At 64.7% G+C, this 11,534-nt stretch carries 10 protein-coding genes, 1 tRNA gene and 1 pseudogene; 5 read left to right on the top strand and 7 right to left on the bottom strand.

Annotated features, from left to right (window positions below; all coding sequences use genetic code 11):
* The first annotated feature begins 105 nt into the window (after positions 1-105).
* Positions 106-1,209, top strand: a complete 1,104-nt coding sequence (locus U1737_RS02595) for an NADH:flavin oxidoreductase/NADH oxidase (protein ID WP_332795487.1) — start codon at positions 106-108, stop codon at positions 1,207-1,209.
* 114 nt (positions 1,210-1,323) lie between these two features.
* Here the strand turns inward: U1737_RS02595 and U1737_RS02590 are convergent, their stop codons facing one another.
* The 4 genes from U1737_RS02590 to U1737_RS02575 form a co-directional block, all read right to left on the bottom strand.
* Positions 1,324-2,127, bottom strand: coding sequence for an SDR family NAD(P)-dependent oxidoreductase (locus U1737_RS02590; protein ID WP_248520749.1), 804 nt, complete (start codon positions 2,125-2,127; stop codon positions 1,324-1,326).
* Between the two features lie 28 nt (positions 2,128-2,155).
* Entirely contained in the window at positions 2,156-3,991 is a 1,836-nt protein-coding gene (locus tag U1737_RS02585; RefSeq protein ID WP_332795486.1) for a glycoside hydrolase family 15 protein, read from the bottom strand.
* Positions 3,984-4,775, bottom strand: coding sequence for a glucose 1-dehydrogenase (locus tag U1737_RS02580; protein ID WP_332795485.1), 792 nt, complete (start codon positions 4,773-4,775; stop codon positions 3,984-3,986). The genes U1737_RS02585 and U1737_RS02580 overlap by 8 nt, the downstream gene beginning before the upstream one ends.
* Before the next feature lie 116 nt (positions 4,776-4,891).
* Positions 4,892-5,158, bottom strand: a complete 267-nt coding sequence (locus tag U1737_RS02575; RefSeq protein ID WP_248520752.1) for a hypothetical protein — start codon at positions 5,156-5,158, stop codon at positions 4,892-4,894.
* Between the two features lie 126 nt (positions 5,159-5,284).
* On the opposite strand from U1737_RS02575, the gene U1737_RS02570 reads away from it, so the two are divergent.
* Positions 5,285-5,374: transfer RNA gene (locus U1737_RS02570), tRNA-Ser, on the top strand.
* Positions 5,375-5,382: 8 nt separating this feature from the next.
* On the opposite strand, the gene U1737_RS02565 is transcribed toward U1737_RS02570, so the two are convergent.
* Positions 5,383-6,024 carry a glutathione S-transferase gene (locus U1737_RS02565; RefSeq protein ID WP_332795484.1) on the bottom strand — a complete coding sequence of 214 codons (642 nt, stop codon included), beginning with the start codon at positions 6,022-6,024 and terminating at the stop codon, positions 5,383-5,385.
* 111 nt (positions 6,025-6,135) lie between these two features.
* On the opposite strand from U1737_RS02565, the gene U1737_RS02560 reads away from it, so the two are divergent.
* Positions 6,136-6,339 (top strand): DUF5818 domain-containing protein, encoded by a 204-nt coding sequence (locus tag U1737_RS02560; RefSeq protein ID WP_248520754.1) that lies wholly within the window; start codon positions 6,136-6,138, stop codon positions 6,337-6,339.
* A 151-nt stretch (positions 6,340-6,490) separates the two neighbouring features.
* Entirely contained in the window at positions 6,491-6,994 is a 504-nt protein-coding gene (locus U1737_RS02555; protein WP_332795641.1) for a Ros/MucR family transcriptional regulator, read from the top strand.
* 50 nt (positions 6,995-7,044) lie between these two features.
* Here the strand turns inward: U1737_RS02555 and U1737_RS02550 are convergent, their stop codons facing one another.
* Both U1737_RS02550 and U1737_RS02545 read right to left on the bottom strand, forming a co-directional pair.
* Positions 7,045-7,827 carry a thiamine pyrophosphate-dependent enzyme gene (locus U1737_RS02550; protein WP_332795483.1) on the bottom strand — a complete coding sequence of 261 codons (783 nt, stop codon included), beginning with the start codon at positions 7,825-7,827 and terminating at the stop codon, positions 7,045-7,047.
* Between the two features lie 87 nt (positions 7,828-7,914).
* Positions 7,915-8,784, bottom strand: a complete 870-nt coding sequence (locus U1737_RS02545; protein ID WP_332795482.1) for a thiamine pyrophosphate-binding protein — start codon at positions 8,782-8,784, stop codon at positions 7,915-7,917.
* A 327-nt stretch (positions 8,785-9,111) separates the two neighbouring features.
* Between U1737_RS02545 and U1737_RS02540 the strand changes: the two are divergent.
* Positions 9,112-11,522: pseudogene (locus U1737_RS02540) on the top strand (TonB-dependent receptor).
* The last annotated feature ends 12 nt before the right edge of the window (positions 11,523-11,534 follow it).

Below are 11,534 nucleotides of genomic sequence, written 5' to 3'. Positions count from 1 at the left end.
CCGTCCGCCGGTTCCTATGTTCCGCTCGCAGCAGCGAGTTTTCGCCGCACGTTCTCAGATTTCAAGGGACATCCCTATGCCTTTTCCCATTCGATCGATCCCCGCATGAGCGGCCCGAAACTGTTCGAGCCGCTCACGGTCGGCAATCTGACGCTCGCCAACCGGATCGTGATTGCGCCGATGTGCCAGTATTCGGCGGAAAACGGCTGCATGAACGACTGGCACCAGATCCATCTCGGCCAGCTCGCGCTGTCGGGGGCTGCATTGCTGACGATCGAGGCGAGCGCGGTGCTGCCCGAAGGACGGATCACGCATGGTGACGTCGGGCTGTACGACGATGCGACCGAGGCGGCGATGGCGGGGGTCATCGAGAGCGTGCGACGCTGGTCCGACATGCCGATCGCGATCCAGTTGTCGCATGCCGGGCGCAAGGCGTCGTGCGAAGTGCCTTGGAAGGGCGGGCTCCAAATCGCGCCGGGTGAGCCGAACGGCTGGCAGACCGAGGGGCCTTCGACGGTCCCGTTCCTGCCCGAGGAGAACGCACCGGTCGCGCTCGATGCCGAAGGACTGGCGCGGGTGCGCGATGCGTTCGTGGCAGCGACGGTGCGGGCTGCTCGGCTCGGGATCGACGCGGTGCAATTGCATGCGGCGCATGGCTATCTGTTGCACGAGTTCCTGTCGCCGCTGTCGAACCGGCGCGAGGACGAGTATGGCGGCAGTCTCGAAAACCGGATGCGCTTCCCGCTCGAGGTGTTCGATGCGGTTCGGGCTGCGTTCCCAGCCGAGCGTGCGGTGACGATGCGGGTGTCGGGGACCGATTGGGCCGAGGGCGGCTGGGATTCGGACCAGACCGTAGCGTTCGCGAAAGCGCTCGAGGCGCGCGGGTGTAGCGCGATCCACGTCTCGAGTGGGGGCACGACGCCGGCCCAGCAGATCCCGGTCGGGCCGAGCTATCAGGTGCCGCTGGCCCGCGCGGTGAAGCAGGCGGTGTCGATCCCGGTCGTCGCGGTGGGGCTGATCACCGATTTCGAGCAGGCCGAGGCGATCGTAGGGACGGGCGATGCGGACATGATCGCGCTGGCTCGGACGATTTTGTACGATCCGCGCTGGCCTTGGCATGCGGCAGCGCATCTTGGGGGGAAGGTGAAGGCGCCGAACCAGTATCTCCGGTCGCAGCCGAGGCAGTTTAAGGATTTGTTTGAGGGGTAGGCTTCTCTGTCACCCCGGACTTGTTCCGGGGTCCACCGTTCCGCGAACCGACCATCGGCGAGTGTGCGGAACGGTGGATGCCGGAACAAGCCCGGCATGACGGATGGTGGCGGCTCAACCCGCGACGGTCATCACCGAGCCCGAATCCACGCGAATATCCGCGCCGTTGATGAAGCTCGCCCGCTCCGAGCACAGGAACACGATCGCCGATGCGACCTCTTCAGACGTCCCGCGGCGCTTGAGCGTCATGCCGGGGCGCTCTTCCTCAAGGAACGTCTCGATCGCCTCGTCGAAGCTCGTGCCCTTTTCGTCGGCGCGCTTCTGCATCATCGTGTCGGTCATCGGCGTGGCGATGAACGCGGGCGACACAGTGTTCACCAGCACGTTGTCGCACCCGTAAGCCTTGGACAGCCCCTTCGACAGGCTCGAAATCCCCGCCTTCGACGCGCAATAGGCGAGTTCGTCGACATAGGGCTGCACCGCGTCCTCCGAGCTCATCAACACGATGCGGCCCCATTTCGCGGCGCGCATCGCCGGGATCGCCTCGCGGCAGACGCGCACCGCGCCCATCAGGTTGATGTCGAGCGTCGACTGCCAACCGGCATCGTCGACGTCGAGAAAGTCGCCGGTGGAGCCGGTCACGCCTGCGCAGTTGACCAGTATGTCGGGCTCGCCAAGCTGGTCGCGGACCTTGGCGAACAGCGCCTCTACGTCATCGAGCTTGGTCAGGTCGGCCTCGACCGCGATCACCTCGCCGTGTGCCTTCAGCTCCTCCACGCTGGAGTCAAGATCGCCGCCGGGTTGGTCGGTGATCGCGACGCGGACACCTTCCTGCAGCAGCATCCGGGCGGTTTCCTTGCCCATGCCGCTATCCGCGCCGGTCACCAGCGCGATCTTGCCTGCGATATCGAGGTTCATGTTGTCGTCCTTACGTCAGTGAAAAAGGTCATGCCCATTCGCGCGGACCATCGCTGTCGAGTGCGCGGTCAAGGTAGAAGGCGGCGCTGATGAGCGCCAAGTGGCTGAAGCCTTGCGGGAAATTGCCGAGGAAGCTGCCGTCCTGCGCGATCTCCTCGGCGAACAGGCCGAGATGGTTGCCGTGCGCGAGCAGCTTCTCGAAGTTCAGCCGTGCCTCGTCGAGCCGCCCCGCCCGCGCGAGACATTCGACGTACCAGAACGAGCAGGCGACGAACGTCCCCTCCTGCCCCGGCAAACCGTCGTCGATCCGGTAGCGATAGACCTGCCCGTCGTCGGACAGGTCGTTCCCGATCGCCTCCAGCGTCGCGAGCCACTTGGGATCGGTCGCGCCGACGAAGCGGACCAGCGGCATCATCAGCAACGCGCCGTCGACCGCCAGATCCTCGGGCGCATCGCCGATCGCGCGGACGAAGCGGCCGAGATCCTCGTTCCAGAAGTTCGCCCAGATATCGTCGTGGATCGCCGTCCGCGTCTCGGACCAGCGGACCAGCGGCGCGGGGAGCGAACGCTTCTGCGCTAGCCGCACCGCGCGATCGACCGCGACCCAGCTCATCAGGCGCGAGTGGAGATAATGCTTCTTCGGCCCGCGGACCTCCCAGATCCCCGAGTCCGGCGTGTCCCATGTCTCGCAGACCTGGTCGACGATCCGCGAGATCGCGACCCACGAGTCATGCGCGATCGGCTCGCCGTATTTGCTGCCGAGATAGGTCGCGTCGAGCAGCGCACCGTAGATATCGTGCTGCGTCTGGTCCTTCGCCTCGTTGCCGACGACGATTGGGGTCGCGCCCTCGAACCCGGCGAGGTCCAATTTGCGTTCGTCGGCGATCTCGCCGCCGTCGAGCGCGTACATCACGCCGAGATGACCCTTCGAACACGCTTGCGCGCGGTCCATCGCCCAGTGGAGGAAGCCGACCGCCTCGCCTTGATAGCCGAGACGGAGAAGTGCGTAGACGGTGAACGACGAATCGCGGATCCACGTCGCGCGGTAATCCCAGTTGCGCACGCCGCCGGGCGCTTCGGGCAGGCCGAACGTCGCGGCGGCGGCGATCGAGCCGTGCTTGCGCGAGGTCAGCAGTTTCAGCGCCATCGCCGAGCGCTCGACCGTCTCGCGCCAGCGGCCGCGGTAGCGCGACTTGCGGCTCCAGGTCCGCCAATAGGCGATGTCCTTCTCGACGATCGCATCCAGCGCCGCGGTGTCGAGCGATACGTCGTCGGGGTTGCTGAGGATCAGCGAGACGGTGTCGCCTTCGTTCAGGTGGATCTCGGCGGTCAGGTCGCAACCATCCGCTATGATAGTCGCTGCGCCGTGAACCGCGAGCGCGAGGCCGCTTTCGTGATCGAACCGCCCTCGCGATACGTCCGCCTCAGTAGTCGTGACGGAAGCCTTGCGTCCCATTACGCCATAATCGAACCGCGGCGCACAGCGGACGCGGACCGTCGCCGCCCCACGCGTGCAGGTCAGCCGACGGACCAGCCGCGACGGCGCGTCATCGGCATCGTTGCCGACCGGCATAAGGTCGACCAGATCGACGCTGGCCGCATTCGCCATCCAGCGGGTCAGCAGGATGTTGGTCTCGGGCAGGTACATCTGGACGATGTTCGCATCGGGCAGGTCGGGCTCGACCGAGAAATGCCCGCCCTTCTCGCCGTCGAGCAGCCGCGCAAAGACCGAGGCGCTGTCGAGGCACGGCCAGCAGAGATAGTCGATCGTTCCCGCCGTATCGACGAGCGCGATCGTCTCCAGATTGCCGATCGCACCGTGGTCCGCGATCGATATGGCGGGCTTATCCCCACGCTCACCCATTATCGCGGAAGCCGGGATACAGGCTCATGCCGCCGTCGATGGTGAGCGTCGAGCCGACGATATAGTCCGCGGCATCGGACACGAGGAACAGCGCGGCGCGCGCGACGTCCTCGGGGTCGCCGATCCGGCCATAGGGGATCAGTTCGAGCAGCTTGTCCTGGTCGGCGGTCGCGTCCGCGTTGATCTCGGTCGCGATCGCGCCGGGGGCGATGCCGTTCACGCGGATGCGGTCGCCGGCGATCTCCTGCGCGAGCGCCCGCATCAGCATCCCACTGCCGCCCTTCGACGCGGCGTAGTTGGCGTGGCCCGCCCAGGGGATGACCTCGTGCACCGAACTCATGAACAGGATTTTCCCGATCGACCGGCTGACGCCGCGGTCGCCCTGCTTGCGAAAGCGGCGCACGGCTTCGCGCGAGACGAGGAACTGGCCGGTCAGGTTGACGTCGATGACGCGCTTCCAGTCTTCGAGCGTCAGGTCGGCATAGGCCGCATCCTTCTGCATGCCGGCGTTGGCGAAGACGATGTCGACGCCGCCGAAGCGCTCGACCGTCTCGTCGAACAGTTTCAACACCGCCGCCTCGTCCGACGTATCCGCTTCGCACGCGAACGCCTCGCCGCCCGCCTGCTCGATCGCCTCGACCACCTCGCGAGCTTTGTCCGCGCTGCTGTTGTAGTTGACCGCGACCTTCGCGCCGGCCTTGGCAAAGGCGATGGCGGAGGCGCGGCCGAGCCCGGAACTCGCGCCGGTGACGATCGCGGCCTGACCCGTCAGGTCGATGTGCATGGCTGGTCTTTCGCTTGGGATTTCACGGGGATATCGCTGGCTCAACGCGCCCCGCCGCAAGTTTATCCCTTAGCCGTCCGCCGACATGCTCTTCAGACCCGCGTGCTGCCTGACGCCTAGTCCCCTGACGGGTCGGACAGCCTCAACATGGTTGCATAGACCTCGGCTGCGCGTTGCTCGCGTGGGTCTTTGAACGCGAGGTAAGGCTCGGGCGCCTCGCCGGTTGCCCGAAGGACGGCCCATAGCGCAAACCGCCGACCGGATTCCCGCTCCGTGCCCAACGCGAGCGACAGGCGATCTCGCCCCGCTTCCAGCGACGCTGGCTCCAGCGTGTCGATGTCGGTCGTGCCGAAAAAATGGCGAGAGATTGCGTCGAGGTCCATCCGATCTCCATGCGGACCGTGGCGCCGACGCGCAACAGGGAGAGCGACTGGCACGCCCGCCGCATACGGTACCGGAAGTGTTGCGAACGCGGCGTGCACCGCCTAGATGCGCTGACCGACTGACTTGGAAGAGTGTCCGAGTGGTTTAAGGAACTGGTCTTGAAAACCAGCGAGGGTGCAAGCCCTCCGTGGGTTCGAATCCCACCTCTTCCGCCAAGTCAGCGCTACCGAGACGATTGCGCGGGAAACATGACCGGTGGGTCCTCCGGCTGCCATGGCGCGAACTTTGCCATGGCACGCTCGAACAGCGCGGAAGCGAGGAAGTCTGCCAGCCAACGCTGCAGGTCGACCAGGGGCAGCGCGTCGAAATAGCGCCGGTCGGTTTCCGCGAACTGGCGGACGAACGGCAAGATCGCAAGGTCGGCGATCGACAACCGATCTCCTCCGAGCGCAACGGGTCCAGCTAGTCGGGTGTCCAGCTCCCGAAGAAAATCGGTCGCTTCGGCCCGATGGTCGATCGAGTCGTCGGGAAAGCGATCTGCGTATTTGTAGCGGTCCAGATGGTGTTTGAATGCCCCGTCGTTAACGGCAACCAGCGCTTCGTCGTCCGGTGCCATCCAATCACTGTCATGACCGTGTTGCGACTGCGCCCACCGCATGATGTCCAGGCTTTCGTCGATCACGCGACCGTCGGAAAGCACGAGCACCGGCACGGTAGCCTTTGGCGATACATCCACCATCGCCGCCGGTTTGGCGCGCAACGCGACTTCGCGAAGTTCGACCACGGCGTCGACCCTGAGCAAGGACAGGCGTGCGCGCATCGCATAGGGGCACCGTCGAAAACTGTAGAGAATCGGTACCGTCATTGCCCGCGCCTACCCGATCTTGTCGCGTCGATCACGGCCAAGGTTTCAGCACTCGATCTCGATTCACGCATCCGCGGATGATCCGGATGACGGTTCAGGCGTTGTCGGTCCATGATACGTACAGGCCCTATAGTAGACGAAACCGGAACACTGATCCGCGAGGGGGGTGGTTTTGTATTGCAGCGGGATTCGGGCGGCCGTTACCAGCTGCAACTGGCGCGAATGCCGGTCGACCATGTCCAGAAACGGGTCCGGATAATCGGCGTGGCGATCGCGCCGGATTTGATCGAGGTCGACGGTGTATCGAGCGCTTGATCGCCACTGATCGAAAGAATTTTGCCACCACATCCTGTCCCGAATAGTGACGACTATTTAATAACGTCGTGGCTTTTCATTCTGTTGAGCGCGTTGTAGTCACGCCCGCGCCGGGGGGCCGTAGAAACGAGGACTGAGTGTGACCGATACAATGAACGCCGTGGAACTAGCCGCGGAACTGACCGCAGCGTGGCTTGCCAATCCCAACACCCGTACGTCGGCGGACGACGTTCCGGCGTTCCTGGTGTCGATGCATGCCGCCGTCATCAAGCTTACCACCGGCGCCGACGCCGAAGATGAGTCCGCACCCGCACAGACGTACGAGCCGGCCGTCAGCGCCCGCAAGTCGCTCGCGTCGCCCGACCACATCATCTCGATGCTGGACGGCAAGAAGTACAAGACGCTGCGCCGCCATTTGACCACCAACGGTCTGACGCCGGAGCAGTATCGCGAGCGCTTTAACCTCAAGCCCGACTATCCGATGGTCGCTGCGAACTATTCGGAAGCGCGTCGCGCGATGGCGAAGTCGATCGGACTCGGTCGCAAGGCCGGCAGCACCGTCGAAAAAGCTGCCGACACGGCGGTGAAGACCGTGCGCAAGAGCGGCAAGTCGGCACTCGATGCCGCAAAGAAGACGCTCGGCAGCGACGAATGATCGTCGACGGGGGAAGGTCGGAGACCTTCCCCCGTCACGCCCGAAGCATGTTACAGGCCAGGCAGAGCCATCCGCAAATTGGTCTTGGCAAGCTCGATCACTTCGTCGCCACGACCGTTCAGGATCGCCTTGGCCATATAGAGACTGAACCCCTTTGCCTGCTCCGCCTTGATCGACGGGGGCATCAGCAATTCATAGGCTGCCGTCTTGACCGACACGAGCGCCGGCCCGGCATGGGCAAGCGCCTCGCGCAACGCGCCTTCGAGATCGGATGACTCCGTCACGGCGATCCCGAGAATGCCGGAGGCCTGCGCGATCATCGCGAAATCCGGATTTTCGAGTTTGATGTTGACGTCGAGGAAGCCGCCGGCCTTCTGCTCGAGCGCGACGAAGCCGAGTTCGCCATTGTCGACGATCACGATCTTCACCGGCAGATTGAGTTGCTTCAACGTCAGCAAGTCGCCCATCGACATCTCGAACCCGCCATCGCCCGACAGCGAGATCACCTGACGGCCGGGACACGCCGCCTGCGCGCCGATCGCCTGCGCCAGCGCGTTCGCCATCGATCCGTGATTGGCGGGAAACAGCAGCCGACGCTGGCCGTTGACGGTGATGTAGCGACACGCCCAGGCGGTCGGCGTGCCGACATCGGCGGAGATGACAGCGTCGTCCGCCGCCAGGTCGCTCAAGACCTTGGCAAGATATTGCGGATGGATCGGGCGCCCCGGCTTGGACGGCGTCGCGAGATCGTCGAGCCCCTTGCGAGCGCTGGCATAATGTTTCCGCGCCGCCTCGATGAAGGTACGATCGGTCCGTCGCGTCAGCCGCGGCAACAGCGCGGCCAGCGTCTCGCCGACATCGCCGACGATCCCGAGCGCCAGCTGCGCGCGCTTGCCGAGTTGCGACGGATCGCGGTCGACTTAAACGATCTTCGCGTCCTTCGGATAGAAGTTGCGATACGGAAAGTCGGTGCCGAGCATCAGCAACAAATCGCCATTCTCCATCGCCTGATAGCCCGATGCGAAGCCGATCAGACCGGTCATGCCGACGTCGAACGGATTGTCCCACTCGACATGCTCCTTGCCGCGCAGGGCATGGACCACGGGCGCACCGAGCGTATCCGCCAACGCGACGACGGCGTCATGCTGCCCGGCACAGCCCGCACCGGTCAAGATCGTCACCGTCTTGGCCTCGTCGAGCAACGTCACCAGCGTATCGATATCGTCCGCATTGGGCACGATCCGCGGTGGATTGAGCCGAGGGAATGTCCCGGTCGCTCCCTTCGGTGCCTCGAGCAGCGCGACGTCGCCGGGGACGACGATCACCGCGACTCCGCGCTTGCCGATCGCCGCGCGCATCGCCCGGTGCATCACCTCGGGCATCTGCGCGGGGTTGGTAACAAGCTCGACGAAGTGGCTGCATTCGCGGAAGAGTTCCTGCGGATGTGTCTCCTGAAAATAGCCGAGGCCGATCTCCGACGACGGGATATGCGCGGCGATCGCCAGCACCGGCACGTGGTTCCGGTGGCAGTCGAACAGGCCGTTGATGAGATGCAGATTGCCTGGTCCGCAACTCCCCGCACAGACCGCGAGCTCTCCGGTAAGCGCCGCCTCCGCGCCGGCTGCAAAGGCTGCGACCTCCTCATGCCGGGTCATCATCCAGTCGATCCGGCCCATCTTCCGCAGCGTCTCGTTCAAGCCGTTGAGGCTATCCCCGGTGACTCCCCAAATCCGCTTCACACCGGCGTCAGCCAGCGTGAGTGCCATGATATCCGCGATCGTATGAGCCATTGCGCGCTGTTTCCCATGTGATGGTCCGCAGGCTTTTCCGCGACCGCTCGTCGACGGGCCTATGCGGTGGTCATCAACGCAAAGCGTCGCCAACGCGATCGGTTCCGTGCCAGCCCGGATCTAACCTAGCGCAAGACCCGCAGCGTCGCCCCATGACCTTGAGTGTTGCGAAACGGACACGCGGAGATCGCTAAATCGACCTGTCGAAAGGGGCCGACCCGGAATTACCGGCTAGACATCAAACCGTCACTGAAACGTCGCTGCCCGGGAACCGGCCGCGTCGATGGGCGCTGAGAGCGCTGCGTCATGGCAGCGCAGGGGACCATTATGAACCGTCTATCCGGCCTTCTCGCCAGTGTTGCCGTGCTCGCGATCGCCGCACCTGCCGTCGCCCAGACCACCTCCGATGCCCCGGCTCCGGCCGCGCAAGCCGATCAGGCGGTGCTGGCCGATAGCGCGGGCGCCGACGATTCGCAGGGCACCCCCGCGGACATCGTCGTGCTCGGTTTCGGTCAGAGCCGCCAAGTGCAGAGCGTCAGCGCGGTCGATCTTGCGCGGCTCACGCCCGGTTCGAGTCCATTGAAGGCGATCCAGAAGCTGCCCGGCGTCAACTTCCAGGCGTCCGACCCGTTCGGTGCGTATGAATGGGCGGTCCGCATATCGCTGCGCGGGTTCAACCAGAACCAGCTCGGCTTCACGCTCGACGGCGTACCGCTCGGCGACATGAGCTACGGCAACGTCAACGGCCTGCATATCAGCCGCGCGATCATCTCCGAGAACGTCGCGCGCACCGAAGTCGCGCAGGGCGCTGGTGCACTCGGCACCGCCTCGACCAGCAACCTCGGCGGCACGATCCAGTTCTTCAGCGACAAGCCGAGGGACACGCTCAACGTCACCGGCGGCGGCACCTATGGCTCGGACAGCACGTACCGCGGCTATGCCCGCCTCGACACCGGCGATCTCGGCGGCGGCCTGAAAGGTTATCTGAGCTATGGCTACCTCACCACCGACAAGTGGAAGGGCGACGGCGTCCAGCGCCAGGCGAACGGCAAGATCGTCAAGGATCTGGGCAGCTTCGGCAGCCTGTCGGCGTTCGTGAACTTCTCGGATCGTCGCGAGCAGGATTATCAGGATCTCAGCTACGACATCATCCGCCGTCGTGGCCTGCGTAACGACAACATCGCCGATAACTACCCGCTCGCGCTGCAGATCGGCAAGACCTACCAGAACCAGGCGGCGCTGGCCTCCTACACAAAGGCGAACAACGGCTCGTCGGTCGGCTTCGTCGCACCCTGGGCGGGGGTCGGCACGACCTTCCCGACCGGGTTCGGCACGGTCGACGACGCCTATTTCGATGCCGGTGGCGTACGCCGCGATTATCTCGGCGGTGTCACGCTGAATGCGAACCTGACGCCCGAACTGACGATGGTCACGACCGGCTATTACCACGACAACAAGGGCCAGGGATCGTGGATCACGCCCTATTCGCAGACTCCAGCCGGCGCGCTCGACCAGGACGGCAGTGCGATCTCCGCGACCAGCCCGCTGAGCTTCCGCACGACGGAATACAGCATCAAGCGCGGCGGGGCGCTCAGCAACCTTGCTTATGAGACGGGCGCGAACACCTTCGAGGTCGGCGGCTGGCTAGAAACCAACACCTTCACCCAGGCGCGGCGCTTCTACGGGATGACCGACAGCGCGACGCCGAACCGCGACGTGCTGGAGTTCCAGAAGAACCCCTATGCGACGCAGTGGGACGGCAAATACGGCACCGACACGATGCAGTATCACGTCGAGGATACGCTGAAGCTGGTCGACGACCGGCTGGTCCTCAACGCCGGGTGGAAGGGCGCGTATGTCGTCAACAGCGCGACGATGCTTCCCGACACGACCTCCCCGCTCGCGGTCGGTCGGATCTCGGCGAAGGACTGGTTCCAGCCACAGGCGGGTATCCTGTTCAAGCTAACCCCGGCGGCGGAAATCTTTGCGGACTATACCGAGAACATGCGCGCGTTCGTCTCGTCGGCAACGACCGGGCCCTTCGCGGCGACTCAAGCGGGCTTCAACGCCGTCCGCGGTCGCCTCAAGCCCGAGCGCTCGAAGACCGCGGAGGGCGGCGTCCGCCTGCACAGCGGACCGTTCCAGGCCTCGGCAGTCGGCTATTATGTCGACTTCTCGAACCGCCTGCTCGCCTTTGCCAACGGCGTCGGCATCCTCGGCAACGCGCCGACGCTCAACAACGCGGGTAGCGTGCGGACCTACGGCGCCGAAGTCTCGGCCAACTACCGCGTGTTCCGCCCGCTCTCGCTGTTCGCCAGCTATTCCTACACCAACGCGGAATATCAGGACACGGTCACTGACGCCTCGGGTTCGGTCCAGGTCCGCAAGGGCGATACGGTCGTCGATACCCCCAAGCACATGGTCAAGGGCGAGATCGTGCTCGAACAGTCCGGCTTCACCGGCCGGGTCGGCGCGGATTACATGAGCAAGCGCTACTTCACCTACCTCAACGACCAGTCGGTACCGAGCCGTGTGCTAGTTGACGCCAGCATCGGCTATCGGTTCGAGGGTGATGGCCCGCTGCACGGCGTCGCGATCGAGGGCAACGTCACCAACCTGACCAACAAGAAGTACATCGCGACGGTCGGCTCGAACGGCTTCATGCAAGCGGCGACAACCAGACGCTGCTCGCCGGCGCGCCGCGGCAGTTCTTCGTGTCGTTGAAGAAGGGCTTCTAAGTAGGCGGGCGG

The organism is Sphingomonas fucosidasi (assembly GCF_036663855.1).
GTDB classification, from domain to species: domain Bacteria; phylum Pseudomonadota; class Alphaproteobacteria; order Sphingomonadales; family Sphingomonadaceae; genus Sphingomonas; species Sphingomonas faeni_B.
This window is presented reverse-complemented; position numbering and strand designations above follow the sequence as displayed.